This is a genomic window from Streptomyces sp. NPDC048417 (genome assembly GCF_040651615.1).
Lineage (GTDB): Bacteria > Actinomycetota > Actinomycetes > Streptomycetales > Streptomycetaceae > Streptomyces.
Window position 1 is genome coordinate 431,003 of record NZ_JBEZKI010000002.1, and the last position, 24,417, is coordinate 455,419.

At 70.4% G+C, this 24,417-nt stretch carries 25 protein-coding genes; 1 reads left to right on the forward strand and 24 read right to left on the reverse strand.

The features are described 5' to 3' along the window. Positions 1-93 precede the first annotated feature (93 nt). The gene (locus AB0D59_RS04555; RefSeq protein WP_362560694.1) at positions 94-327 is read right to left on the reverse strand and encodes a hypothetical protein; all 234 of its coding nucleotides are present in this window, start codon (positions 325-327) and stop codon (positions 94-96) included. Between the two features lie 146 nt (positions 328-473). Beyond that, complete coding sequence (locus AB0D59_RS04560) at positions 474-1,430, reverse strand: LysR substrate-binding domain-containing protein (protein ID WP_362560696.1); 957 nt, start codon at positions 1,428-1,430, stop codon at positions 474-476. Between the two features lie 66 nt (positions 1,431-1,496). Here AB0D59_RS04560 and AB0D59_RS04565 point away from each other — a divergent pair, with 66 nt between their 5' ends. Next, a complete protein-coding gene (locus AB0D59_RS04565) occupies positions 1,497-2,783 on the forward strand; it encodes an MFS transporter (protein WP_362560699.1) in 1,287 nt (428 codons plus the stop codon). 122 nt (positions 2,784-2,905) lie between these two features. Here AB0D59_RS04565 and AB0D59_RS04570 read toward each other — a convergent pair whose 3' ends face one another. The 22 genes from AB0D59_RS04570 to AB0D59_RS04675 form a co-directional block, all read right to left on the reverse strand. Continuing rightward, positions 2,906-3,481, reverse strand: coding sequence for a hypothetical protein (locus AB0D59_RS04570; protein WP_362560702.1), 576 nt, complete (start codon positions 3,479-3,481; stop codon positions 2,906-2,908). Positions 3,482-3,573: 92 nt separating this feature from the next. Next, a complete protein-coding gene (locus AB0D59_RS04575; RefSeq protein ID WP_362560704.1) occupies positions 3,574-3,852 on the reverse strand; it encodes a muconolactone Delta-isomerase family protein in 279 nt (92 codons plus the stop codon). 44 nt (positions 3,853-3,896) lie between these two features. Next, positions 3,897-4,754, reverse strand: a complete 858-nt coding sequence (catA, locus tag AB0D59_RS04580; protein ID WP_362560706.1) for a catechol 1,2-dioxygenase — start codon at positions 4,752-4,754, stop codon at positions 3,897-3,899. A gap of 30 nt (positions 4,755-4,784) precedes the next feature. Then, entirely contained in the window at positions 4,785-5,888 is a 1,104-nt protein-coding gene (locus AB0D59_RS04585) for an enolase C-terminal domain-like protein (RefSeq protein WP_362560708.1), read from the reverse strand. Next, on the reverse strand, positions 5,885-7,069 hold the full coding sequence (locus tag AB0D59_RS04590) for an amidase (protein WP_362560711.1): 1,185 nt from the start codon (positions 7,067-7,069) through the stop codon (positions 5,885-5,887). The genes AB0D59_RS04585 and AB0D59_RS04590 overlap by 4 nt, the downstream gene beginning before the upstream one ends. After that, positions 7,066-7,581, reverse strand: coding sequence for a flavin reductase (locus AB0D59_RS04595; protein WP_362560714.1), 516 nt, complete (start codon positions 7,579-7,581; stop codon positions 7,066-7,068). Before AB0D59_RS04595 ends, AB0D59_RS04590 begins: the two co-directional genes overlap by 4 nt. Before the next feature lie 50 nt (positions 7,582-7,631). Continuing rightward, complete coding sequence (locus AB0D59_RS04600; RefSeq protein WP_362560717.1) at positions 7,632-8,579, reverse strand: PDR/VanB family oxidoreductase; 948 nt, start codon at positions 8,577-8,579, stop codon at positions 7,632-7,634. Positions 8,580-8,620: 41 nt separating this feature from the next. Then, positions 8,621-9,382 carry an SDR family NAD(P)-dependent oxidoreductase gene (locus AB0D59_RS04605; RefSeq protein WP_362560719.1) on the reverse strand — a complete coding sequence of 254 codons (762 nt, stop codon included), beginning with the start codon at positions 9,380-9,382 and terminating at the stop codon, positions 8,621-8,623. After that, positions 9,379-9,894: an aromatic-ring-hydroxylating dioxygenase subunit beta gene (locus AB0D59_RS04610; protein ID WP_362560721.1), complete on the reverse strand. Its 516-nt coding sequence runs from the start codon at positions 9,892-9,894 to the stop codon at positions 9,379-9,381. The genes AB0D59_RS04605 and AB0D59_RS04610 overlap by 4 nt, the downstream gene beginning before the upstream one ends. Further along, positions 9,884-11,137: an aromatic ring-hydroxylating dioxygenase subunit alpha gene (locus AB0D59_RS04615; RefSeq protein WP_362560724.1), complete on the reverse strand. Its 1,254-nt coding sequence runs from the start codon at positions 11,135-11,137 to the stop codon at positions 9,884-9,886. Before AB0D59_RS04615 ends, AB0D59_RS04610 begins: the two co-directional genes overlap by 11 nt. Next, positions 11,134-11,493 carry a hypothetical protein gene (locus AB0D59_RS04620; RefSeq protein ID WP_362560726.1) on the reverse strand — a complete coding sequence of 120 codons (360 nt, stop codon included), beginning with the start codon at positions 11,491-11,493 and terminating at the stop codon, positions 11,134-11,136. Before AB0D59_RS04620 ends, AB0D59_RS04615 begins: the two co-directional genes overlap by 4 nt. 15 nt (positions 11,494-11,508) lie before the next feature. Next, entirely contained in the window at positions 11,509-12,618 is a 1,110-nt protein-coding gene (locus AB0D59_RS04625) for an acyl-CoA dehydrogenase family protein (protein ID WP_362560728.1), read from the reverse strand. A 114-nt stretch (positions 12,619-12,732) separates the two neighbouring features. Further along, a complete protein-coding gene (locus AB0D59_RS04630) occupies positions 12,733-13,959 on the reverse strand; it encodes an amidohydrolase family protein (protein ID WP_362560730.1) in 1,227 nt (408 codons plus the stop codon). After that, positions 13,956-16,514, reverse strand: coding sequence for a glycoside hydrolase family 78 protein (locus AB0D59_RS04635; protein WP_362560732.1), 2,559 nt, complete (start codon positions 16,512-16,514; stop codon positions 13,956-13,958). The genes AB0D59_RS04630 and AB0D59_RS04635 overlap by 4 nt, the downstream gene beginning before the upstream one ends. Next, the gene (locus AB0D59_RS04640) at positions 16,511-17,965 is read right to left on the reverse strand and encodes an ATP-binding protein (protein ID WP_362560735.1); all 1,455 of its coding nucleotides are present in this window, start codon (positions 17,963-17,965) and stop codon (positions 16,511-16,513) included. Before AB0D59_RS04640 ends, AB0D59_RS04635 begins: the two co-directional genes overlap by 4 nt. 8 nt (positions 17,966-17,973) lie before the next feature. Then, a complete protein-coding gene (locus AB0D59_RS04645) occupies positions 17,974-18,576 on the reverse strand; it encodes a sigma-70 family RNA polymerase sigma factor (RefSeq protein ID WP_362560736.1) in 603 nt (200 codons plus the stop codon). A gap of 1 nt (position 18,577) precedes the next feature. Further along, a complete protein-coding gene (locus AB0D59_RS04650; RefSeq protein WP_362560738.1) occupies positions 18,578-18,838 on the reverse strand; it encodes a hypothetical protein in 261 nt (86 codons plus the stop codon). After that, complete coding sequence (locus AB0D59_RS04655; protein WP_362560740.1) at positions 18,838-19,266, reverse strand: nuclear transport factor 2 family protein; 429 nt, start codon at positions 19,264-19,266, stop codon at positions 18,838-18,840. Before AB0D59_RS04655 ends, AB0D59_RS04650 begins: the two co-directional genes overlap by 1 nt. Beyond that, positions 19,263-20,090 (reverse strand): ATP-binding cassette domain-containing protein, encoded by an 828-nt coding sequence (locus AB0D59_RS04660; RefSeq protein WP_362560742.1) that lies wholly within the window; start codon positions 20,088-20,090, stop codon positions 19,263-19,265. Before AB0D59_RS04660 ends, AB0D59_RS04655 begins: the two co-directional genes overlap by 4 nt. Further along, positions 20,087-21,838 carry a dipeptide/oligopeptide/nickel ABC transporter permease/ATP-binding protein gene (locus AB0D59_RS04665; RefSeq protein ID WP_362560744.1) on the reverse strand — a complete coding sequence of 584 codons (1,752 nt, stop codon included), beginning with the start codon at positions 21,836-21,838 and terminating at the stop codon, positions 20,087-20,089. Before AB0D59_RS04665 ends, AB0D59_RS04660 begins: the two co-directional genes overlap by 4 nt. Continuing rightward, complete coding sequence (locus AB0D59_RS04670) at positions 21,835-22,776, reverse strand: ABC transporter permease (protein WP_362560745.1); 942 nt, start codon at positions 22,774-22,776, stop codon at positions 21,835-21,837. Before AB0D59_RS04670 ends, AB0D59_RS04665 begins: the two co-directional genes overlap by 4 nt. A 39-nt stretch (positions 22,777-22,815) precedes the next feature. Further along, a complete protein-coding gene (locus AB0D59_RS04675; RefSeq protein ID WP_362560747.1) occupies positions 22,816-24,321 on the reverse strand; it encodes an ABC transporter substrate-binding protein in 1,506 nt (501 codons plus the stop codon). Between the last annotated feature and the right edge of the window lie 96 nt (positions 24,322-24,417).

The following is a 24,417-nucleotide window of genomic DNA, read 5'->3' on the forward strand; positions in this document are numbered from 1 at the left end:
CCTGCTGCCGCGCCCGGGTCACTGCGAGACGTCGACGTCCCTTCGGGGTGAGCTTGAGCAGTTGCGCCCTGGGGAGGTGCGGAGCGTGGACCCTCAGCAGCAGCCCCTGTGACTCCAGCTCGGCCAGCTGGCGGTGGACTTGTCCAGACCGTAGACGTCCGCCAGGTCCTTCGCGTGCGGGCTCGGAGCGGAGTCGACGTAGGTCAGCGCGCCGAACGCGACGAATGACAGCCCCTGGTACATATCGTTGGACTGGGTCCTCGTGCTGCGCGTGAACTGGACGATCGCCTGATGGATCTCCTCGATCGGGTCCCGGTCAGCGTCCATGCGGACACCATGCGAGTTGCGTCACACAACTGTCAAGGTTGCGCGAAGCAACTCTGCAAGCCCAGGTCACCGATACCGTCCGCGGTCCTGGGCGTCGGCGATGGCCGGCGGGGCGACTGCTGCAGCGGCGGGTTTGGTGGCGTCGTTCACGCGGGGCGGGAGTGCGGGAAGCAGTCCTGGGCGCGTTGGGCGATCAGGTGCGCGAAGTCGACGACGACGGGGCTGGGGGTGCGGGCTGTGGCATCGATGAGGCCGATGGTGCGGAAGGCGTCGGGATCCTCCAGCGGTAGCTCGGTGATGCCAGGGGTCTCCTCGTGCGACGGTGGCAGAACGGCCACTCCGAGTCCGGCCGCGACGAAGCCGCGGATGGTGGCGATCTCCGAGCCGTGGAAGGCGGCGCTCGGGGTGAAACCGGCCGACTCGCACAGGGTCGTCACCAGATGGTGCAGACCGTAGCCGGGACTTGCCATCACGAAGTGCTCCGACGCCGCTTCGGCCAGTCGCACCGAGCCGCGCCCGGCCAGGCGGTGCTCGGCGGGCACGGCCAGGCGCAGGGGCTCGCGGACGAGGGGCCGGGCGGTGACGCCGGGTTCGTCGGGCAGCGGGGAGGTCAGGCAGAGGTCCACCTCTGCGTTGCGCAGGTGTTCCAGCAGGTTCGCGGCGCTGTCCTGAACGAAGTCGAACCGGACGCCGGGGTGTTCCTCGCGGAACCATTTGACCAGCAGTGGCACCGGGGCGCTGCCCAGGGCGGGAAGGAAGCCGAAGGAGATGGCGCCGGGAGAGTCAGTGATCCGGCGCAGTTCCTCATAACCTGCGGCGAACTCCCCCAGTCCTCGCTGGACCCGGGCGAGGAAGGCGCGGCCGGGCCGGTTCAGTCGTAGGCCGCGCCGCTCGCGATCGAACAGCGGGGTGCCGACCGCCGCCTCCAGCCGGGCGATGCTGCGACTGACCGTGGACTGCGGCACTCCCAGCTCGTCGGCGGCGCCGGTCAGGTGCTCCAGCCGGGCCACGGCCGCGAAGCGGACCAGGTCCGGACACAGTCCCGCCAGCGGTGCCAGACGGTTGGAGTGGACCGGCGGAGCATCACCGAATGACTGTTCCATAGATGGAATGATAGATGCACTTCCATGCATTGGACGCATACCTGAGGACGTCCTAGCGTCGTTCGGGTGACTGACAGCAACGCTCTCCCGGCCGCTCACGCGCGGGGCGGTTCGGGGTTCCGAAGGGCCACCCTGGCACTGCTGGCCGCCGGGATCACGACCTTCATGACGCTGTACTGCGTCCAGGCGCTCCTGCCGGCCCTCTCCACCGACCTGCGCCTGTCGCCCGCCGCGGCCTCACTGACCATCTCGGTGTCCACGGCCGCCATGGCCGTGGCCGTCGTGCCGCTGACCGTCCTGTCCGACGCGTGGAGTCGCACGGGGATGATGACGCTGTCGCTGACCTCGGCCGCGGTCCTGGGCATCACGTCGGCCTTCGCGTCGAACTTCACGACCCTGCTGGTCATCCGCGCACTGGAGGGCCTGGCCCTGGCCGGCCTCCAGGCGACCGCCATGTCCTACCTGTCCGAGGAGGTACACCCGGGGTCGCTGGGGCACGCGATGGGCCTGTACGTCGCCGGCAACGGCATCGGCGGAATGGCCGGCCGTCTGATCGCCGACGGCATCCTGGAGGTCACCGGAAGCTGGCGCTGGGCGCTGGGCGGGGTCGGCCTGGTGGCCGCCGCCGCAGCAGTCTTCTTCCGCCTGTCGGTCCCGCCCTCCGTGCGCTTCGTACGCCGCGAACCGCAAGCCCGCGCCCTGGCGGCGGCCATCACCAGGGCCCTGCCCGACAGCGGCCTGCTGCGCCTGTACGTCATCGGCTTCACGGCCATGGCCGCGTTCGTCACCGTGTACAACTACCTCGGATTCCGACTGATCGCCGCCCCCTTCCAGCTCTCCCAGACCGCGGCCGGGCTGCTGTTCGTCGCCTACATCGCCGGTTCCTTCTCCTCCACCACCGCAGGGCGGCTCGTCGACCGCCGCGGCCGCGGCCGCGTCCTGTGGCCCGCACTCGTCATCGCCCTGGTCGGCCTCGCCACCATGCTGATCCCCAACCTGGTCACGGTCATCCTCGGACTTGTCGTCTTCACCATCGGCTTCTTCGCGGCCCACGCGGTCGCCAGCGGCTGGGTCGCCGCCCGCTCCGCCGCGATGGGCGCACAGGGCTCAGCGGTCTACCTCTTCCTCTACTACCTCGGCAGCGCCGTCGGCGGCTCCCTGGGCGGACTGGCCTACTCCGCAACCGCATGGCACGGCATCACCCTGTACTGCGGCGCCCTACTGGCCACCGCACTCATCAGCGCCGCGACCCTCCGCCACCTGCGCCCACCGAACCCGCTGCGCCCGACTGTCGACCATGGCACCACGGCCGACACATCCACCGCCAAGGATCCGACTCCCAACCGGACGTGAGGCCGATCACCGCTCACCGGATAGGCACGGGACACGTCGTGATCGCCGTTCTCAGTAGCGGCATGGTCGTCATCGTGGAAGCGATCCATGCCGGTGCCAACGGTGAGTTCCGCGCAGCAGAACTACGGGTCGATGCCGCCCGGGTCGCGGCGGTGGACAGGGAAGCGTCCAACCCCTTGCTGGAGGAGCCCGGCATGGCAGAAGTGCTCGGTCTTGGCTTGACGCATCACCCGATGTTGGCCGGCGCCGACACGCACATGGCGAACCTGCTGAAGACGACGTTGAAGGACCCCGACATCCCGGCGGACCGCGAAGTCCCCGAGAACTGGCCCGAACTGGCCCAGCAGGAATGGGGCGACGACGAAGGGACGGCTGCCGCCGCCCGGCACCGTGCCCGGCTGCGCGCCGGACTCGACGGGTGCCAGGAGGCCCTCGACGAGTTCCAGCCGGACGTCGTCGTGGTCTGGGGCGACGACCAGTACGAGAATTTCCGCGAGGAGATCATCCCCTCCTTCTGCGTCCTCGCCTACGACGACACCGAGGTCGACGCGTTCGCGACCTTTCCTATAGCCGTACAGTTCGCCGGAAGTATCGATCCCACTCCGGGCACCGAGAGTCGCGTCGCTTCTGCCCATCCCTTGCTGCCCTGGCTGACCGGCGCGGCCGTCGGCATTGCCGCCAAGTCGGCGTCCAATCACCGGTTTCTACCTCGGCCCGCCACCCCGACGCCGCCGTCGGGGCACGTGGCCGCCGTCGCCACGTTCACCAATACCGTCACGCTGGAATCGCGTCAGTCGATGGCGGAGCGGTGCCGGGCCAGCGACGTCACGGTGATGTCCATGTACGGGAAGAGCGGCAGGCCCCACAGGATGTCGTTGAGCCGGTCGTTGCTGGTGACATCGAAGATGCTGAGATTCGCGAACTGGCCGACGCAACGCCACAAGTGCCGCCATTCGCCGGACAGTTGGAGCCTCTGCGCGTACTCCTTCTCTGCGGTGAGGGTTGCGTCCCTGAGGTCGGCGTCCAGGTCGGGTGGCAGGTTCACGGTCATTTGGACGGCGAAGAGCATGGTGGCCTCCTGACGGCGGTCGAGAGGGGGATGGCTTACAGCGGTCAGGAGTTGGGGTCGAGGACGAAGTCGTACGTGACCTCGCATGCGCCTGTTCCGTTCGACCGCGGGTCGAGGACGAGCTCGGGCTTCACGGCGGAGGCCACGTCGTCCTGGAGGTGAGCGCCGCCCGTGAAGTAGAGCTGCGTGGTGAGCGGTTCGTGTCCGTGGGCCGAGACCCTCAGGTGCAGGTGAGCGGGGCGCCAGGGGTGCCAATCGGCCGCGGCGATGAGTCGGCCGCAGGAGCCGTCGGTGGGGATCTGGTAGGGGGCCGGCTGGATGGTGGTCACCGCGAACCGGCCGTCGTCGTCCGTGACGATGCTGCCCCGCAGGTTCCACTCCGGTATGCCGGGTGCGAACTGTGCGTACAGTCCGTCGTCGTCGGCCTGCCACATCTCCAGCAGGGCGCCGGCCAGCGGCTCGCCGTCGACGCCGGTGACCTGCCCCTGGAAGAGGAGCGGGGTGCCCGCCTCGGTGTCCCGCATGGGAAGGGAGCTGACGCTGGGCAGAGCAGGGGCGCCGGGCACGTAGTACGGACCCTCGATGGTGCCCTTGCTGCCCTGCCGGGCCGCGGTGACGACCTCTTCGACGACGTGCTCGATCCACACGTCGAGGAAGAGGGGCCACTCACCGTCCTGGCCGACGGAGATCAGCCAGGACTTGAGGGCGTTGTACTCCTCGTACGTCACCTGGTGGCTGCGGATGACGTCGTGGACGGCAGTGATCAGCGCCGTGGCCAGGGTGTTGACGCGTGCGGCGTCGGTACGCGACCCGGACGCCCCGGTCTTGTCGGTGAGGAAGCGTTCCGTGGCCGAGGCCCCGGATCCGGCGGCCGTGGCCTTGAGGGTGGTGGTGTCGGACATGGTGTGCGGCTCCTTCGAAAGCAGGGGGTGTCAGTGGTCCTGGCGGTAGCGGGCGAGCTTGGCGTCGTCGATCGCGACGCCCAGCCCGGGTCGGTCACGGACGGCGAGCGTCCCGTCGGTGATCACCAGTGGTTCGGTGAGCAGGTCGTCGCTCATGTCGAGGAAGTTGGAGAGTTCACCGGCCCGGCGGGACGAGGAAGCGTAGGCGGTGCCGAAGGCGACGGTGCACACCGTGCCCAGCTGGCTGTCGATCTGATTGCCCATCACGACCTCGGCCCCGAGCCCCTCGCACTGGAACAGCACGCGCTGGGAATCGGTGAAGCCGGTGCGGGCCGTCTTGATGCTGATCGCGGTGGCGGCGCCGTCGAGCAGGGAACGGGTCACCTCGGCCGGCGTGGTGGCGGACTCGTCCGCGACGAAGGGGATACGGCTCTGGCCGACGAGCCAACGGCGGCCGAGGACGTCGTCGGCCGGGCACAGCTCCTCGGCGAGCGTCATCCCGAGCTCGTCCAGTTCGCGCAGCGCGTCCGCGGCCTCCGAAGCGGTCCACCCGCGGTTGCCGTCGACGTACAACTCGGTCTCGTCGCCGAGAGTTTCCCGCAGAGCCCGGCAGACATCGAGGTCGAGGCGGGCGGGGCGGCGGCCGACCTTCACCTTGAAGACCGTGATGCCGTACGTGTCCCGGATCCGCACGGCCTCGTCGGCCATCCGCCGCGGCGCGTCGAAGCCGAGCATGTGACTGACCCGCATCCGGTCGGTCCAGCCGCCGAGCAGCTGGGTGACAGGCAGGTCCAGTGCCTGGCCCGCGATGTCCCACAGCGCCATGTCGAGGGCCGACTTGGCGGCCGGATTACCGACGGTGCGATGCAGCCGGGCCCGGATCTGCTCGCGGGTGAACACGTCCGCGCCCACCAGCTGCGGCGCGAAGATCTTCTCGATCACGCCGATCACGGACGCCTGCGTCTCGCCGTAGGTGAAGGGGCGGGGCGGCGCGTCGGCCACACCGGTCAGTCCCTCGTCGGTGTGCACCCGGACCAGGACGTGTTCGGCGGTGTGCACCTCGCCGCTCGCGAACTTGAGCGGCTTGGAGTAGGGGATCGCATACGGGACGGTCTCGATCGCGGTGATCTTCATCGTGCGGTCCCCTCGACCTGCCGAGCGATGCCCAACAAGCGGCCCACGCGCGCGGGGTGGCCGATGAGTTGCAGGCCCAGCGGCATGCCGTACGGGTCCCGGTGACCTGGGACGGTCACGACGGGCAGGCCGAGCAACTGCCAGGGACGGCTCAGGATCGGGGTGCCGGTGGCGTCCAGTCCGTGCGGGGCGGGGCCGGGGGCCGCCGGGCCCAGGATCACATCGGCGTGGTCGAGGAGTTCGAGGATCCGGGTGCGGGCTTCGTCCCTGACGGCGAGCGCGGCCCGGTACTCGTCCGCCGGGGTGTCGCGCCCGCGTGCCAGGAGGTCGTTCAGGTGGCGGCTCAGGGATCCGGGATGTTTCGCTTCGGCCGCGAGCGAGCGGGCGGCCTCGTACGCCATGACGGTGGCGTGCGTCTCGGCGAGTTCCGGCGTACGGACCCGTCCCGCGAGGTCGTCCGTCTCCGCGCCGGCCGCGGCCAGGCTCCGCACCGTGCTCTGCAAGGCGTCGAGCATCGCCGGGTGGACCTCGGCCAGCTCCGTGCCGGGCCACACCAGCACCCGTACCGTGGTGTCCGGGGCCTCACACCGCGTGCCGTCGACGGCCTCCACGGCGGCGGCCAGATCGTCCACGTGCTCGGTGAGCAGTCCTGGTGCGTCCAGGGTCGGGCTGAGGCCGGTGACTCCGGTCGTCGGCCAGGCACCGACCGGGGCAACATATCCGGCGACGCCGCAGAAGGAGGCGGGCCGGGTCAGCGAGCCCGCGGTCTGTGAGCCCAGGGCGAGGGGCACGACGCCGGCCGCGACGGCGGCGGCCGAGCCGCTGGACGAGCCGCCCGGGGTGTGGGCCACATCGTGCGGGTTGCGGGTGGGGCCGGGCTGGAAGTACGCGAACTCGGTCGTCACCGTCTTGCCGAGGGGAACGGCGCCTGCCCTGCGCAGCCGGTCCACGAGCCAGGCGTCGCGCCCGGCGGTCCTTCCGCGGCGCAGCGGAGAGCCGCACTCGGTGGGCAGCCCGGCCACATCGATGATGTCCTTGACCCCGAACGGCAGGCCCCTGAGCGGTCCGTCCGGTGCCCGCTCGGCAGCCGCGCGGGCACCCTCGGCGTCCACGCGGACCCAGGCGCGGATGTCCGGCTCGGTCCGCTCCAGACGTCGTAGCGCGTCCTCTACGGTGGTCATGAGCGGGTGCCTTCCGGTACGAGGGGGTCGGCGTCGAGCCGGTGGAAGGCGCGGTTGAAGTAGACGAGGCTCTGGCCCCCGGGGCGGGTGCGGATCTGCTCGATGTCGACGAACAGCACGCTGTGGGAGCCCATGGGCACGGTGTGCTTGATCGTGCCGATCGCCGTGACGAGGGCTTCCTTGAGGACCGGGACATCATGGGTGCGGTCCCAGATGTCCCAGGTGAAGCGTTCGGCCATGGCCACCTCGGTGGCTCCGGCGAAGTGCAGGGCGAGTTCCTGCTGCTCTCCGCCGAGGACGTTGAGACCCACGCGTCCGTTCGCCCGGAAGACGTCGTGCATGGCGCTGCCGCGGTTCACGCACACCAGGACGGTCGGCGGGTCGTCGGTCACCGAGCAGACGGCGCTGAGGGTGATGCCGCAGCGGCCGTTCGGCCCGTCCGTGGTCAGGATGTTGACGGCTGCCGGGAGGTGGGCCATCGCCTCGCGGAAGTCGGTCCGGCTGGGGGGCACGGCTTCGCCCTTCCTCTCGTTGTCGTCGTACCTCGGAGTGCTCGCGGTGGTCACCACAGCTCGACCACCAGTCGCGCCGACTTCGCCCGTGACACGCAGGCGGCGATCTGGTCTCCGGCCGCCTTCTCCTTCGCGGTCAGGCAGTGGTCGCGGTGGTCGGGTTCGCCCTCGACCACCCGTAGGACACAGGTCCCGCAGATGCCCTCGCGACAGGAGGTCTCCAGCGGGACGCCGTTGTCCTCCAGCACCTCGGCGATGCTCCTGCCGGGCGGCACGGTGTAGATCTCACCGGTGTCGAGTTCGACCTCGAAGGCCCCGCCCGCGTCCGAGGGCCCACCGGCCTGGAACAGCTCCGAGTGGATCCGCTCCTCGGGCACACTGCGCGCGGCGACCTCGCGGACGTACGTCATGAAGTCCTGGGGCCCGCAGGTGTAGACGTGGGCGCCCGCCGGAAGGCCGGCCAGTTGCGCGGTGAGCGCGGCGCCGGCCGACTGCCTGCCGAGCCCGAAGTGGCGGACCACACGCTCGGTGAAGGCGGACTTCTCCAGAAGTCCGGCGAAGGCCGCCTCCGCCCGGCTCCTCGCCACGTAGTGCAGAGTGAACTCTGCTCCCCTGTCGTGCAGTTCGTACGCCATCGCGAGCAGGGGCGTGATCCCGATGCCGGCCGCGACCAGATGGTGCTCGGTCGCGTCGGGAGCAAGGCCGAACAGTTGCCGGGGCGGACCGACGGTCAGTTCGATGCCCGGCTCGGTCTTGTCGTACAGGGCGTGGGAGCCGCCGCGGGAGTTCTCCTCGCGCTTGACGGCGATGGTGTAGGCACCGGTGTCGTCCGGCGGCCCGCACAGCGAGTAGGGGCGGGTGATCCCGGTGGGGCCGGTGACGTCGATGTGCGCGCCGGACGCGTACGGGGCGAGGGGTACTCCGTCGAGGCGGACGAGTCGGAGGACCTTGATCGTGCCGGTTTCGTGGTGGGTGTCGGTGACGGTGACAGGGAACATCCGTCTGCCTTCGGAGGTCGGATCGGGAGCTGACGGCGCTGTCAGCGCATGTACAGGCCGCCGTTGGCGTCCCAGCAGGCTCCGGTGACCGCGTCCGCGTGCTCGGCCGCGAGCAGGACGGCCATGTCGGCGACGAAGCGCGGACGGCCGAGCCGACCGACGGGGATGGTCGCCTCGATCTGCGCGAGCCGCTCCGGCGCGACGGTCTCGCGGACCACCGGAAGGTCCTGCGGTCCCGGGGAGATGGCGTTCACCGTCACCCCGTGCGAGCCGAGGTCGCGGGCGAACACCTTCGTCAGGGTGGCCACTCCCCCCTTCGCCGCCGCGTAGTGCGCGCCGGTCGCCGTCCCGCCGTTCTGGCCGGCCAGGGAGGCGATGTTGACGATGCGTCCGTAGCCGCGTTCGGCGAAGTAGGTGCCGAAGACCTGACAGCCGAAGAAGGTGCCGTTGAGGTTGGTGTCCACCACGGCGTCGAAGCTCTCCGGCGTGATCTCCATCAGTGGTTCGACCTTGGCGTGTCCGGCGTTGTTGACCAGGACGTGGACGGCGCCCCAACGCTCGGTCAACCGGTCCCGGACCGTGACGAAGGCGTCCTTGTCGCGGACGTCGAGTGCGAGTCCGACAGCGTGGTGCCCCTCGGGGTCGAGCTCCGCCGCCGCCTTGGCCGCGGCCTCCTCGTCCAGGTCGGTGAGCGCGACGCAGTAGCCGCGGTCGTACAGCCGTCCGGCGATGCAGGCGCCCAGGCCCCCGGCCGCGCCCGTCACCAGCGCGACGCGCCGTTCGCCCTCCTCGTGCGGGCTCACAGCAGGAACCCCGAAGCGGTCACGGTGTCCTCGGAGTTGACCAGCTGGACGATCTTCCGCGAGATGCGGGGACCGTCCGCGCCGAACAGGATCCGGTGGGTGACGTCGGCGGCGAGGACGAAGGTCTCCTCGCGTTTGTAGCCGACGAGGATCTGCGCGGAGCAGATCTCGATCGCGTCGGTCTCGCGGCCGGTGACGACGAAGCGGGAGACCGAGCGGACGGTGCGGGCGGCCGCCGCCGCGGAGATGGACATCCCGCCGGTGAGCCGCTCGATCCGCATCCGGCGCATACGGTCGTCGTCGTAGACGAGGTTGAGGCGCGAGGCGAAGTCCGTGACATCACGGTCGATCGGAATGACGTACTCGCCGCCCTCGGACCACAGCTCGTCCCACTCCTCGTAGCGGCGAGCGTCGAGCAGATGGGCCTCGTGCCAGATCAGGGAGACGGCGGCGAGGGCGCAGGGATCGCCCAGCGGCAGCTCAACAGCCGTGCTCGGGGCCTCAGTTGCCATCGGTCATCATCCTCTTCCACATGTCGTACGCCTCCCGCATCCCGGTCTCGTCGGTCGCGTGGGAGGTGGGCTGCCCGAGGTCGTCGGGCTTCTCCCGGCCAAGGCCGCGGTTGACCAGGATCGGCATGTCCACGCCGCCGGCCACACCGCGCTGGACCCGGTTCCAGGCCTCGGCGTCGTCGGGGCTGCCGAAGCCGAAGGGGCCCTGGAAGTGCTCGTGGATGCGCAGGCGTTCGCGGTTGACGATCTCGGGGCCGCCGTCCAGGCCGAGGGCGACGTGCCGGATCTCCGTCTCCGTGACCGAGATGGGGCGCAGGACGCGGAAGAACGCCATCGACATGGCCACGTTCGGGAACAGGTTGAGGTTGAACCCGGCGCCGTGGAGGGAGCGGACGATGCGCCTCACCTTCTCCGGCGGCAGGTCCTTCGACAGTTCCTCGACGATGTGGCTGAAGCGGTCCTGGAGTTTCTCGGTGCCGTCGTCCGCGTCCAGGTCGGCGTGTTCGGCGACGGAGATGGAGACGCTGTGACCGTTGCCGAGGGCGTGGGTGACCGCGGTCTCGTCGGTCATGATCGACAGCATGCTCGCGGTCTCGGCGTCGACCGAGGACATCCAGGAGCGGTGCACGATCGGGAAGTGGTACCAGTCGGTGGTGTTCTCCAGCTGGATCTTCCAGTTGCCGTTGAAGCGGAACCGGTGCTCGCCCTGCACCTTGATCGGGTAGCCCGCGCCCTGCTTCATGAATCGGTCGATCCACAGCCTGGCCCCGCCGAGGAAGTCCTCCAGCGGCTCGATGTCCTCGCTGAAGCTGGCGAAGACCATGCCCGCGTACGTGGCCACCTTGAGCCGCTGGAGCGGGAGGTCCTTCTTCTCCAGCACGTCCTCGTAGCCTTCGGGGTACGGGATGCCTCGCAGGGTGCCGTCCAGCGCGTACGACCAGGCGTGGTAGGGGCAGGTGAAGCCGTTGCCGTTGCCCTTGGGGGTCTCGCAGACGCTGGCGCCGCGATGACGGCAGCGGTTGAGGAGGACGTTGATGCCGCCGCGCCGGTCCCGGGTGACGATGACGGGACGGCGGCCCACCCAGGCCGTCTTGAAGTCGCCGGCCTTGGCGATCTCGCTCTCGTGGGCGACCCACACCCAGGTGCGGTGGAAGATGCGGTCCATCTCCCTTTCGAAGAGGGCCGGGTCGGTGTAGAGGGTGCCGGCGACGCGGTCGGCTTCGACGAGCGGCGAGTGCGTCATCGGGTCACCTCCGGCTCGGGGAGCGGGCGGCCGAGGCGGGCCTCGATCTTCATGTAGCGCCATAGGCCGTGCTCGCCGACCTGGACGGTGCGGAAGAGGTTGCAGGCGGCTGCAACGGCGGCCTGGTCGACGACGTCGGCGAGGACGTAACAGGTCCAGGGCCAGGAGTCGGACGGACCGACCATGTGCAGGTCGTCGTCGATGGTGCCCAGGACGGTGACTCCGGGCAGTTCGTACAGCTGGCCGAGCATGGTCGTGAAGCCGTCCCAGACGGTCTTGCCCTGTCCTGTGGGCAGGTCGAAGAAGTTCTGGTTGACGCCTATGCAGAACAGCACGCGCAGGGGTGCGTCGGACACGGGGTTCCTGCCTTTCTACAGATAGCCGGGGAAGGGCTGGACGCCCATGAGGACCGCGCCGGCGCCGTCGTACATGCCCTCCTGGAGGAAGGCGTGCTGCGGCACGACCGACGCGTCACGCAGGTAGCGCTGGAGGGGGCTGCCGTCGGTGATGGCGCCGATGCCGCCGAGCTGGTAGGCGGCCCGGACGACCTCGAAGGAAATCTTGGCGAGGTGCGCGGAGGCCAGCCTCAGCAGGCTCGCCTGTTCGGCCGTCGCGGGGTCGCCCGCCTCGACCGTGGCCCACACATCCTCGGTGGTCTCGTAGAAGAAGGAGCGTGCGGAGCGGAGTTGGGCCTCGGCCTGCCCGACCGCGATGCGGTAGGTGGCGCGTTCGGCGGGCTTCGGGGCGCCGGTGAAACTGGAGCGGCCGCCCTGGGCGATGACGTGGTCGAGGGCCGCGCGGGCGACGCCGAGACCGACGACGGCCAGGACCTGGGCCGCGTAGGGGACGGTGGGATAGCGGTAGAGCGGTTCGTCGACGGTGGGTTCGCCGCCGCGCACGAACGTCCACTCCTCCGGTACGTCCACGCCGTCGACCACGAGGTCATGGCTGCCGGTGCCGCGCATGCCGATGACGTCCCAGTTGTCGACGATCTCCACCTGTGCGGGCCGCAGGACGGCGGTCCGCGGGCGCCCGGCCCGGTCCTCGCCCGCCTTGATTCCCACGCCGAGCAGGTCGGCGCCCTTGCAGCCGCTGGCGAACCTCCAGCGCCCTGAGACTCGGTAGCCGCCCTCGACGCGCTCGGCGGCCTGCACCGGGAACAGGCCGCCTGCGAAGGCCACGTCGGGCCCGTCCGCGTACAGCTCCGCCTGTGTCTCCAGCGGCAATGCGGCCAGGTAGATCGCGGAGGAGCCGAAGCTCGCGACCCATCCGGCCGACCCGTCGACCACCGAGATCCGTTCGATGAGACGGAGAAACTCGGGGGGCGGCAGGGCATCGCCACCGAATCGCTTCGGAACGCCTGCCCGGTAGATTCCCGCGCGCTTGAAATCGGCGATCACATCCCGCGGCACATGCCGCTTCTCCTCGAATTCCGCCCGCCGGTCGGCTACGACCGTCAGCAGCTGATCGAAATGCGTCATGAGGGAATCTCCTCGCATTGCCGGGCGGAACTCCCGCCCGCCGTGTCATCACGCTATGCGCGGCAACCAGCGGACCGCTATTGGAACTTGACCGCATCGCGTAGGGGATTTCCCTTATCCGGGCAACCCTATGAGGTCCTTTTGGACTGCTCCCGACCGCGCGACCAGAACCACGTTCTCCGGCCGGCCCAGTACAGCGATGTCGCGTACCGGATCCCCGTCCACGACCACGAAGTCGGCCGTTTTTCCCGCCCCGAGGGAGCCCAGCCGGTCGTCGACGCCGAGGAGGCGAGCCGCGTTCAGGGTGCCGGCCGTGATCGCTTCGAGCGGTGCCATGCCCAGGTCGACGAGGTGGGACAGTTCGAGCAGATTGCGGGCGTGCGGGACGACGCCCGAGTCCGTGCCCAGGGCGATCGGGACACCACGGGCGATGGCGTGGGCGATGTTCTCCTTGCTGATGCCGGACCAGCGGCTCTTCTTGCGGTAGTGATGGTCGGCCATGCGTGTCCGGTCGAGCGGGGCGAAGACGGTGGACAGGGTGGGCACGAGGAACGTGCCCTGCTCCAGCGCCAGGTCGCACAGCTCGTCGGTCACGCCGTAGCCGTGCTCGATGCTGCTGACGCCGGCCCGGAGGGCGTTACGGATGCCGGCGGTGCCCTGGGCGTGCACCGCCACGGGCCGGCCCCGGTGCCGGGCCGCCTCGTCGACGACGGCCGCCATCTCCTCCTGGGTCAGGCCCTCGTCGTCGGGATCGTCGTGCGGACTGCCCATGCCCCCGGTGGCGCACACCTTGACGACGTCCGCCCCGGCGCGCAGCACCCTGCGGGCGGCGAGCCGCACCTCGTCCACCGTGTCGGCGAGTTCACCGAGGTACGGGGCGGCGTCGATCCCGCCGGGCAGAGAGCAGTCGGCGTGTCCGCCGGTGTGGCTGATCACCTTCACGGCGACCTGGAGCCGGGGGCCCTCGATCAGCCCGCGCTCGACGGCCGTCCGATAGCCGGCGGGTATGCCGCCGAGGTCGCGAAGGGTCGTCACCCCCGCGTGCAGGGTGTCCCGCAGTCGGCGCGCGATCTCGAAGGTCTCCACCGTGGGGTCGGCGGCCAGGCCCGCGACCAGACCGCGTTCGGGGGTCATGGACAGGTGCACGTGGCAGTCGATGAAGCCGGGCAGCAGGGTGCGCCCGCCGAGGTCGATGTCCGTCGCGTCGGGCGTCCGCGGTGCCGCGGACGCCAGGCCCGCGTAGGCGATCAGCCCGTCGTCGTCCACGACCAGGACGGCGTCGGAGACTGGCGCCGCTCCGGTTCCGTCGACGAGGACGGCGTGCCGGTATCGAGTGGTCATGACAGCTCCGTTCGGAACAGGTGGGTGCCGGAGCCGGCCTCGACGGGTGCCGCGGTGCCCGGCAGGTCGATCAGCGCGGTGGTGCCGGGCGGAACCGTGACGATGACGCGCAGCGCGCTCCCGGTGCGGGACCAGGACACCTCGGCGCGGCCGTAGGGCGTGTCGTGGGCGGCGCGGGCATGGGTCAGACCGCCGCCGGGGCGGGGACGGACGAGCAGGCGCCGGTAGCCAGGGGCAGCGGGGGCGAGGCCGGCGACGGTGCGGTGCAGCCAGTCGGCTACGGCGCCGAGGGCGTAGTGGTTGAAGGACGTCATCTCGCCGGGGTTGACCGTGCCGTCCGGCAGCATGCTGTCCCAGCGTTCCCAGACGGTGGTCGCGCCCATGGTGACGGGGTAGAGCCAGGACGGGCAGGTTCGTTGCAGCAACAGCCGGTAGGCCGTGTCGTACTCGCCCGCCGTGCACAGCGCGTCGCAGATCAGTGGTGTGCCGACGAAACCGGTGCCGATGTGGAAGTCGTCGGCGCGGACGAGTGCGGCCAACCGCCGTCCGGCGCGGGCGCGTTGCGCGTCCGTGGCGAGGAGCCCGAACCGCAGGGCGAGCGCGTAGGCGGTCTGCGTGTCACTGGTGAGCAGGCCGTCGGGGGTGAGGTACTCCCGGCGGAACGCGTCCCGTACGGCTTCGGCCAGCTTGGCGTAGTGGGCGTGGTCGTCGTGGCGTCCGAGCAACTCGGCGGTCTGCGCGAGGAGTTGGGCTGGGTGGGCGTAGTGGGCCGTGGCCACGAGGTGCGGGTCGGTACGGGCGTCGCCCGGGCGGTCCGGCGGGGCGGACGGGTCGAGCCAGTCGCCGAGCTGTCGATCGCCGTCCCACACGTGCCGGTCGCCGGCGACCCGCGTGATGCCGTCCACCCAGGCCTTCATGCTGTCGTACTGGTCGGCGAGGATCCCCGGGTCGCCGTAGCGTTCGTACAGCACCCAGGGCACGATCACGGCGGCGTCGCCCCAGGCGGCGGCGCGCAGTTCGGGGAACGCGGTGGGGATGTGCGGCACAAACATCGGGACTCTGCCGTCCGGGTGTTGCTCGGCGGCGAGGTCGGTCAGCCAGGAGCGCAGCAGTCCCGCGCAGTCGTGCAGGAAGGTCGCGGTGGGCGCGAACACCTGGACGTCGCCGGTCCAGCCGAGGCGTTCGTCCCGCTGGGGACAGTCGGTGGGGATGTCGACGAAGTTCCCGCGCATGCCCCACACCACGTTCTCGTGCAGGCGGTTCAGCAGCGGCTCGGAGCACTCGAACCATCCGGTGCGGCGCATATCGGTGTGCAGGACGACGGCCTGGACGTCACCCGGCGCCAACTCCCCCGGCCAGCCGGTGACTTCGGCGTAGCGGAAACCGTGGAAGGTGAAGCGCGGCTCCCACTGCTCGCCGCCGGGCGTCCCCCACAGGGTGTAGGTGTCCGTGGCCCGTGCCTCGCGGAGGGGACGGACGCACAGTTCGCCGTCCTCCAGTACCTCGGCATGGCGCAGCGTGACCGTGTGTCCGGTCTCCCCCTCGACCCGGACGCGGAGCCGGCCGACGAGGTTCTGGCCGAAATCGAGGATCGTCCGGCCGGTGGGTGAGGTGAGGACGGCGACGGGGTCCAGGACCGCGGTGCGGCGCACCGGCGGCCCGTCGGGCGCGACCAGCCGGGCCGGGTCGTACGGCACCAGCCGCACGGGGCGCCAGTCCGTGGGCTCCCGGCGGGCGTCGTACTCCTCGCCCTCGTAGATCCCGGAAGACAGGATCGGACCGTGTGCGGCCTGCCAGTCGAGGCCGCTGCCGAACGTCTCGGCGGTGCCGTCGGCGTACCGGACCTCGATCTGCACGAGGGCGGCGAGCCGGTCGCCGTAGATGTCGCGCGTTCCGCCGCCGAAGCCGAGCCGCCCTCGGAACCAGCCGTCGGCCAGCAGGACGCGGATCTCGTTGTCGCCGTCGTGCAGCAGGCCGGTGATGTCGTGCGTCTGGTAGCGCAGGCGTTCGGGGTAGTGGGTCCAGCCGGGGGCCAGGACCTGGTCATCGGTCCGTTCGCCGTTGAGTTCCGTCTCGTACACGCCGTGGGCGGTGGCGTAGAGACGGGCCGAGGTGACCGGACCGCGCGGGCGGAAGGTGCCCCGCAGGACGGGCGGCGGGAGATGACGGCCGACGGGCTCCGTCCGGGCGGGCGAGACCATGTCGGCCGACCAGTCGGAGGGCTCCAGCAGCCCGGCCTCGACGGTGAGCGGATCCGACCACGGGGTGGGCCCCTCGCCGTCCGGCCCCCAGACGCGAACCGCCACCTCGACGCGGCGGCGCGAGGTCAGCGGATCACCCGGCCAGGGGACGAGCACCGACTCGGTGGACCGGCGGTGGGTCCGGCCCACCTCGCGGTGCTCCTCGGTGAGCTGTATCTCGTACGCCGTCTGGCACCAGCCGGGCCGGTCGATGGCCGTCCGCCAGGACAGCCGGGGGCGCCGTTCGCCGATGCCGAGGGGCTGCCGGTGGTGCTCGGCCCGTACGTCGGTGACTCGCGGTCGGTGGTCGGTCATGTGCTCCCTGCTTCTGCTCGCGTCGGGGCCGTCGGCAGCGCGAACCAGAAGACCGCGCCGCGCGGCTCGTTCGCGTGGACGCCGATGGTGCCGCCGTGCCGGGTGACGATGCGATGGCTCAGGGCGAGACCGATGCCGCTGCCGTTCTCCTTGGAGGTGAAGACTCCCTCGAAGATCCGCTCGTCCGTCGGCGGCCCGTGTCCCTGGTCGCGGACCGCGAGTTCGGGGCGGCCGTCGTCGCCGAGCCGGGTGACGACCCGCACGGTGCGTTCCGCCTCCGGCCAACGGGCCATCTCATCGACCGCGTTGAAGGCGAGGTTCATCACGACCTGCCCGATGAGCACGTTCTCGCACAGGACCGGCAGCGGATCGGCGGCGAGGTCGAACTCGACGGCCACCGCATGCTCCTGGGCCCGCAGTTCGACGAAGTAGGCGCAGTCGCGCACGATCGCGTTGAGGTCGGTCAGCTGCTCGGACTGCTCCAGCCGGCCGACGTAACCGCGCAGGCTGCCCAGGATCCGGCGGGCCCGCTCGATCTGCCGTACGGCGTTGTCCAGCCCCCAGGCCACGGACTCGTCGTGGGAACCGGAGCCGAGGTTGAGGCGGCCGCGCGCTCCCTCGACGAAGTTGTACGCGGCCGCCAGCGGCTGGCTGACCTCGTGGGCGATCGCCATCGCCATGTCACCCATGGCGTTGTAGCGGGCGAGGTGGTCGAGATGCTGGGTGTCGCGTCGGTGCTGTTCCTCGGCGCGGACGCGGTCGGTGATGTCGTAGAAGAGGAGCATCCGCCCGCGCAGGTCGCTCTCGATGTCGATGCGCTGGCAGGTCGCGGCGTACCAGCGGGGTGTGCCGCCCGGGGCGGCGAAGCGGTAGCGGCCCTCGCGCTCGGGGACGGGCCCGTCGCAGCAGTAGGCGGTGAAGTCCGCCCCGTCGAGGTCGCCGCCGAGCTCGCGGGACGCGGCCTCGCTGGCGAAGACGACCCGGTTCGCGTCGTCGAGGACGACGATCCCCTCGGCCAGGCCGCCGAGGAAGGCGTGCAGCCTGTTCTCGGTGCGGGACAGGTCGCGCCGGACCGCCTTCTCCTCGGCGATGTCGCGGAACTGGACCATCACCGCCGTACGCGCCGCCAGTTCGACGCGGATCGCGATCGCCTCGGTGAGGATCTCCTCGCCGTTCTTGGAGCGGTAGCACCACTCGGTGGCGCTGATGCCGTGCTCGACCGCGTGCCCGAGCCAGCGGTGGCCGAGTTCGCGGCTGTACTGGCGGGCGTTCTTGCTCATGTCCGGCGCCTTGAGCGGCTTCAGCTCGTCGACGGTCCAGCCGAGCAGGTCGCAGGCGGCGCGGTTGGCCCAGAGGATGTCGAAGGTGCGGGCGTCGTGGAGGAGGACGCAGTACTTCAGCGCTTCGGTCAGCTCGTGGAAGTCGGTCGGAGCAAGTTCGTCCACGGGCATGCCTCTGCTCACCACGCGTCCAGCCGGAGCACGTCCAGGACCAGGGCGGGGACGCTCTCGGCACCGGTCTTCTCGCGGATGCGGGCCCGGTGCACGTCCACGGTCTTGGCGCTGATGCCGAGCCGCCCCGCGATCTGTTTGTTGGACGCGCCCTCGACCGACAACGCGAGCACTTCCCGCTCCCGCCCGGTCAGGGAGTCCAACTTGGCCCGGAGTCGGCTCTGTTGAGCCTCACGGTCGAAGCGTTCGCGTGCGGTGCGCTGGGCGTTCTGCACGACGTCGAGCAGGTGCTGGGGGTCGTACGGCTTCTCCAGGAAGTCGACGGCGCCGTTCTGCATCGCGCGCACGGACATCCGGATGTCGCCGTGCGCGGAGACGAAGACGACCGGCAGCGGTGACCCGGTCTCGTTCAGCAGTTCCTGGACGCCGAAGCCGCTGAGTTCGGGCATGCGGACGTCCAGGACCAGACAGGCCGGCCGGGTGCGATCGTAGGAGCGCAGAAAGGTCCGGGCGTCCTGGAAACGCTCCGAGCGGATACCGACCGACTCCAGGAGCCAGGCGAGCGACTCGCCGAGCTCCTCGTCGTCGTCGAGGATGTACACGAGGCACATCTCAGCCGTCCCAGGCGGCCTGGGCGGTCCAGTACTCGCTGCCGTCGGCGCTGATTCCGCGCCGCCACTCGGTCGTGCGGCGCAGGGCGGGCTCGACGCGGGCGGTCGCCGCGTCGGCTCCGTCGGGGCCGTCCTCGTCGACCGTCCAGTGGACCCAGTTGACCTCGCGGCCGGTGTGGTCGTGGGTGAACAGGTCGACGTGGTGCCAGCCATAGCGGTGGGTGTCGGCGTAGCAGGTCAGAAGCATGGTGCGGTCCTTCATCACCCCTCCGGCAGCGGTGCGCTGAAGAGTCGTTCGGTACGGAAGACACAGATGCGAGGCCGGTCGCCGTCGAGCCGGAAGGTCACATCGAGACGCGCGACCATCACCTCGGCGCTGCCGGACTCGTACCGCGAGAGCTGCTGCATGGACCAACTGCCGTGCGCCGTGGCGTCCTTGAGGTCCAACGTCCCGGGAAACAGGAGGTGGACGTTGGTGCGGAAGTGCGGACTGGGCGGCAGGTAGTCCGACAGCATCGCGACGATCGCCTCGCGGCCCACGGTGCGGCCGAACTTCCCGGCGTACGCGCCGCCACCGCCCTCCCACACGGCGTCCTCGGTGAAGAGCTCCCCCAACTCGCCCTCCGCTCTCGCGGGTACGTCGCACAGGGCGAGGTAGCGGGTGAGGGTGGCCGTCACCTCGTCGGTCATGACGCGGCCGCCCTCTGCCGCTCCGCGCGGCGCTGCGCCTGCCGCTTCGGGTCCGGCACCGGAGCGGCGAGCAACAACCGCTTGGTGTAGGCGTGTTCGGGGCGTTCGGTGATCTGGGCAGCGTCGCCGGTCTCGACGATCTCGCCGCGGTAGAGCACGGCCACGCGGTGGCTGATGTGCCGCACCACGGACAGGTCGTGGGTGACGAAGAGGTACGCCACTCCGGTCGCCTCCTGGATCTCGATGAACAGGTCGAGCACCCGGGCCTGGGTCGTCAGGTCGAGGGCGCTGACCGGTTCGTCGCAGACGATCAGCCGGGGGTCACGGCACAGGGCGCGGGCGATGGCGATGCGCTGCCGCTGGCCGCCGGAGAACTCCCGGGGCAGCCGGTTTGCCGCGTCGTGCGGGAGGTGGACACGGTCGAGCAGCTTCTGCACCCGCCCCTGCGCCTCGGCGCGGGCGACGCCGGCCACCAGCAGCGGTTCGGTGAGGATGTCCATGACCGTCATGGCCGGATTCAGCGAGGTGTAGGGGTCCTGGAAGACGACCTGGATGTCCTTGCTGAGCGCCCGCCGCTCCCGCTTGCCGAGGCGGGAGACGGGCGTGCCGGCGTAGCGGATCTCGCCGCTGGTGACGGGCGCGAGGCCGAGGACGGCCCGGCCCAGCGTCGTCTTCCCGGAGCCGGACTCGCCGACCAGGCCGAGCGTCTCGCCGGGCGCGATGGACAGGGAGACGCCCTGCAGGACACGGAACGGCTTCCTGCCGCGGCCCTTCGCCGGGTATTCCACGACGACGTCGTCGAGTTCGAGCAGTGGGTCGGTCATGACGTCACCTCCTTCAGCGGCAGGGTGGGGGTGCGCAGCGCACCGCGCGCGGGTCCGCCTTCGAGCGTCGAGTCCAGCAGCATCCGGGTGTACTCGTGCTCGGGCGCCGCGAAGATCCGCCCGGCCGGCGCGGTCTCCACGATGCGCCCCTGCTGCATCACCGCGACCCGGTCACAGATGTCGGCCACGACGCCGAAGTCGTGCGTGACGATGAGCATCCCCATCTCGCGCTCCTGCTGGAGCGAGCGCATCAGGTCGAGCACCTCGGCCTGGACCGTGACGTCGAGCGCCGTGGTCGGCTCGTCGGCGATCAGTAGGTGCGGGTCGCAGCTGACGGCGCCGGCGATGAGGACGCGCTGGGCCATGCCGCCGGAGATCTGGTGCGGGTAGGACCTGAACACCCGCTCGGGGTCCGGGATGCCGACCCGGGCGAGGAGATCGAGCGCCTTGGTGCGGGCCTCGGCCCGGGACAGCCCCAGATGCTTGCGCATGGGCTCCACGAGCTGGGAGCCGATCCGGAAGCAGGGGTCCAGGTTGGACATGGGTTCCTGGGGGATGTAGCCGATCCCGCGGCCGCGCAGGGCGTTGAGCGCCGCGAGGTCCAGGCTCAGCAACTCCTTGCCGTCGAAGACGAGTTGGTCGGCCGCCACCTCCGCCTCGTACGGCAGCAGTCCGAGGACGGAGAACGCCGTCTGGCTCTTGCCGGAGCCCGACTCCCCCACCAGGCCGAGGACCTCGCCGCGTGAGACGGTGATGCTCACCCCGTCGACGACGGTCTTCTCACCGTAGCCGACCCGCAGGTTCGCCACGGTGAGCAGTCGGTCCGCCGGCGCCTCGGCGGCCGACGTCGCGGCCGTGCGGGGAGCGGGTGGCCTACGGCGCTTGGTCGCCCGGGGTTCGGTCGTGCCCAGGGCGTCCCGCACGGCGTTGCCGAGGAGGCTGGACGCCACGATGGTCAGGCCCATGGCTAGGCCCGGCCAGACCAGGAGCGCGGGTGCGTTGTAGACGTTGGTGAAGGCGTCGTTCAGCATCCCGCCCCAGCTGGCCTGGGACGCTTTGCCCAGGCCGAGGAAGGCGAGGCCCGCCTGGATGCCGATCGCCACGGCGAACACCTGGGTCGCCTGGATGACGGACGGCGCGATCACCACGGGCAGGATGTGCCGGCGCATGATCCGTGCGTCGCCGAGCCCGGAGACGCGGGCCGCGTCCACGTACAGCTCCTCGCGGACCGCGAGCACCGAGGCGCGGATGAGGCGGAAGACCATCGGAGCCATGATCACGCCGAGGACGATCATGGCGACGTCGAGGTCCTGTGAGATGGCTGCCATGACCACGAGCATCACGATGATCGCGGGTACGGCCATGATGACGTTGGTGATCCAGCCGGCCACGGCATCGAACCAGCCCCGGTAGAAGCCGCTGATCAGGCCGAGCGGTGCGCCGACGGCGAAAGCGACGAGGACGGCGAGGGTGCCGCCTACCAGGCTGGTGCGCCCGCCGTACAGCAGCCGGGACAGGACGTCCCGGCCGACGCCGTCACCGCCGAGGGGGTGGACACCCGACATGGGCGCGAGTGTGTCGCCGAGGACACTGCGGTCGGGGGCCTGGTCGGTGAGGAGCGGTGCCGCGAGACTCGCCGCGATCACCAGGCCCAGGACGACCAGGCAGACGACGGTCAGGGGGGCGCGCAGGGTCCGGCGCAGGAGGCGGTCTCGGCCGGGGGCCGGAGCCGGGGCCACTTCGGTCATGAGACACGCACCTTGGGGTTGAGCCAGCCGTACGCGATGTCCAGCAGCAGGTTGACGGCGACGACGATCACGACGGTGACGACGACCGTGCCCAGCAGCACAGGCGCGTCACCGCGTACGGCGGCCGAGTTGGCGAGGGTTCCGATGCCCGGCAGACCGAACACCTTCTCCACGACGACGGCGCCGCCGATCAGGCCGATGAACTGCAGGGCGAGGACGGTCAGGGCGGGTGGCGCCGCGTTGCGCAGGGCGTGCCGGAACACGACGCTGCGGGTGGTCAGGCCCCGGCTGCGCAGGGTGCGGACGAAGTCGGCGCGCAGCACGTCGATCAGCGCGCCGCGCACCTGCATCGCGGTGGCCGCGGTCGCGGCGACGGCCAGGGACAGAGCGGGCAGGGTGATGGACTCCAGCCAGCCGGTGCCGGACTCGCCGAGGGCGACATAGCCGGTGGCGGGCAGCCATCCGAGCCGTACCGCCAGGGTGACGGCGAGGACCAGGGCGATCAGGAAGCTCGGTACCGCGGTGCCGAGTACCGCGGCGAACTGGACGAGACGGTCCACCCAGCCGCCGCGCAGTGCCGCCGCGGCGCCCAGTGCCACACTGAGCACCGCCGCGACCAGCATTCCGGCGAGCACCACGGAGAGGGTGACCGGCAGCGTGTCCATCAGGGACTGGTTCACCGAGTCGCCGGTGAACCACGAAGAGCCCAGGTTGCCCTGCACTGCCTGTTCGATCCAGTGCCAGTACCGCTCCATCAGGGGCTGGTCCAGGCCGAGTTCATGGCTCTTCTGGGCCACCGCGGACCGCGAGGCCGTCTCGCCCAGGACATTGCGGGCCACATCGGTGCCCGTGAGGCTGAGCAGTAGGAACGTCGCGGTGGCCACGACGACCACCAGGACGGCACCGGCGGCGATGCGCCGGAACAAGAAGACGAGCACGGTCAGTTCCTCCTTCCGCGTGCCGGAGAGGGCCGGTGACTACTTCGCCGGCGTGTAGTTGTAGATCGGCGGGTACTGGCCCCCGGGCTGGGGTGTCACCTTGACGTCCTTCGCGGTCGCGTACGCGTTGGCGATGACGCTCCAGGGCGCGTTCCAGGCCTGGTCGACGACATAGGTGTTGAGCTGCTCGAAGAGCTTCTCCCGCGCGGTCCCGGTCGCCTTGCCGATGCGAGCGATGAGGTCGTCCGCCTTCGGGTCGTCGTACTTGAACGGATTCCAGGTGGACTTGTTCGTCAGCTCCAGCTGAACCTTGTCCCAGGCGGTGGGCGCACCCAGTTTGAAGTACGACATCGCGTACTTGCCGGACAGCATGGCGCTGAAGATCTGGTCGCTGGGCAGGCTGTCCAGGGTGACCTTGATGCCGATGTCCTTGAGGGACTGGGTGAGCGCGGCCTGCTCCTGCGGGAAGATCGCGGAGAAGTCGGGGATGGTGACGGCGAAGCCGTTCGGGTAGCCGGCCTCGGCCAGCAGTTCCTTGGCCTTCTTCGGATCGTAGGAGTACGTGTCGTCCAGCGCGGCCTGGTAGCCGTCCTCGCCCTTGGCGAAGACCTGTGTGGTCGGGGTACCGAGGCCGGTCTTCGTCGACTTGATGAGGGCCTGCTTGTCGAAGGCGTAGTTCAGCGCCTGCCGGACCTTCAGCTTGCCGAGGGCGGGCACCTTCTTACCGGCGCGGTCCCAGATGTAGAGGCCCTCGACGTCGCCGGGCTGGTAGGTGACGACGTTCAGGCCCCGGCCCTTGACGGTCTTCACCCGGTTGAGGTTGAGGGTGGCGCCGTCGAGCTGGCCGGACAGCAGGGCGTTGGTGCGTGCCGTCGGGTCGGCCAGGTACTTGATGACGATCTTGCCGTAGGGGAAGGCCTTCGCGTTCCAGTAGTCCGGGTTACGGGTGTAGGTGTACGTCTGCCCGGCGGTGGTGGCGCTCGTGTCCAGCTTGTACGGGCCCGAGCCGATCGGGGTCTTGGGGCCGTCGAGCGCCTTGGGGCTGGCGATCATGCCGGAGACCTGGCCCAATGCGGGCAGTACCGCTGCCGTGGGGTGGCTCAGTCTGACGGCCACGGTGTGGGCGTCGACGACGTCGACGCCGGTGATGTCCTGGATCTCGCCGGCCGCGGTTCCCGTCCCGCTCTTGGTGTGCAGCAGGTTCTGGCGCACCGCGTCCGCGTCGAGCGCGGTGCCGTCGGTGAACTTCACCCCGTCGCGCAGTTTCAGGGTCAGGGTCGTCTGGGCCTTGTCGTACGTCCACGAGGTGGCCAGGTTGGGGGTGGGCTCCCCCTTGGTGTTCAGCCGGATCAGGGTGTCGTACACCGGCTGGTAGTACTGGGCCTCGGGGCCCATGCTCGCCTTCGCCAGGTCCCACGGCGTCGCCGTGACCGACTCCGCGAGGGTCAGGGTCTTGTCCGAGCCGGCGGCCTGAGCGCCACCGCCACAAGCCGCGACTGTCGCTGTCAGGATTCCGGCGCCGATGAACGCCACTGTCTTGCGCATGTTCTCTCCACCTGTCTCAATCCTCAGTCTCCTGGAGTCCCCCGGGTCGCCCCGCTGCCGGCGGTGCACTGCCGGTACCGCTGTCGCGCCGCGTAA

Coding starts and splice junctions, on each gene's coding strand:
- AB0D59_RS04635 (WP_362560732.1), bottom strand. CDS start 16,514: ATGACCGACCACCGACCGCGAGTCACCGACGTACGGGCCGAGCACCAC.
- AB0D59_RS04665 (WP_362560744.1), bottom strand. CDS start 21,838: ATGACCGAAGTGGCCCCGGCTCCGGCCCCCGGCCGAGACCGCCTCCTG.
- AB0D59_RS04590 (WP_362560711.1), bottom strand. CDS start 7,069: ATGACCACCGTAGAGGACGCGCTACGACGTCTGGAGCGGACCGAGCCG.
- AB0D59_RS04560 (WP_362560696.1), bottom strand. CDS start 1,430: ATGGAACAGTCATTCGGTGATGCTCCGCCGGTCCACTCCAACCGTCTG.
- AB0D59_RS04625 (WP_362560728.1), bottom strand. CDS start 12,618: ATGACGCATTTCGATCAGCTGCTGACGGTCGTAGCCGACCGGCGGGCG.
- AB0D59_RS04585 (WP_362560708.1), bottom strand. CDS start 5,888: ATGAAGATCACCGCGATCGAGACCGTCCCGTATGCGATCCCCTACTCC.
- AB0D59_RS04645 (WP_362560736.1), bottom strand. CDS start 18,576: ATGTGCCTCGTGTACATCCTCGACGACGACGAGGAGCTCGGCGAGTCG.
- catA (WP_362560706.1), bottom strand. CDS start 4,754: ATGTCCGACACCACCACCCTCAAGGCCACGGCCGCCGGATCCGGGGCC.
- AB0D59_RS04660 (WP_362560742.1), bottom strand. CDS start 20,090: ATGACCGACCCACTGCTCGAACTCGACGACGTCGTCGTGGAATACCCG.
- AB0D59_RS04615 (WP_362560724.1), bottom strand. CDS start 11,137: ATGACGCACTCGCCGCTCGTCGAAGCCGACCGCGTCGCCGGCACCCTC.
- AB0D59_RS04610 (WP_362560721.1), bottom strand. CDS start 9,894: ATGGCAACTGAGGCCCCGAGCACGGCTGTTGAGCTGCCGCTGGGCGAT.
- AB0D59_RS04600 (WP_362560717.1), bottom strand. CDS start 8,579: ATGTTCCCTGTCACCGTCACCGACACCCACCACGAAACCGGCACGATC.
- AB0D59_RS04575 (WP_362560704.1), bottom strand. CDS start 3,852: ATGCTCTTCGCCGTCCAAATGACCGTGAACCTGCCACCCGACCTGGAC.
- AB0D59_RS04650 (WP_362560738.1), bottom strand. CDS start 18,838: ATGAAGGACCGCACCATGCTTCTGACCTGCTACGCCGACACCCACCGC.
- AB0D59_RS04630 (WP_362560730.1), bottom strand. CDS start 13,959: ATGACCACTCGATACCGGCACGCCGTCCTCGTCGACGGAACCGGAGCG.
- AB0D59_RS04655 (WP_362560740.1), bottom strand. CDS start 19,266: ATGACCGACGAGGTGACGGCCACCCTCACCCGCTACCTCGCCCTGTGC.
- AB0D59_RS04640 (WP_362560735.1), bottom strand. CDS start 17,965: ATGCCCGTGGACGAACTTGCTCCGACCGACTTCCACGAGCTGACCGAA.
- AB0D59_RS04675 (WP_362560747.1), bottom strand. CDS start 24,321: ATGCGCAAGACAGTGGCGTTCATCGGCGCCGGAATCCTGACAGCGACA.
- AB0D59_RS04555 (WP_362560694.1), bottom strand. CDS start 327: ATGGACGCTGACCGGGACCCGATCGAGGAGATCCATCAGGCGATCGTC.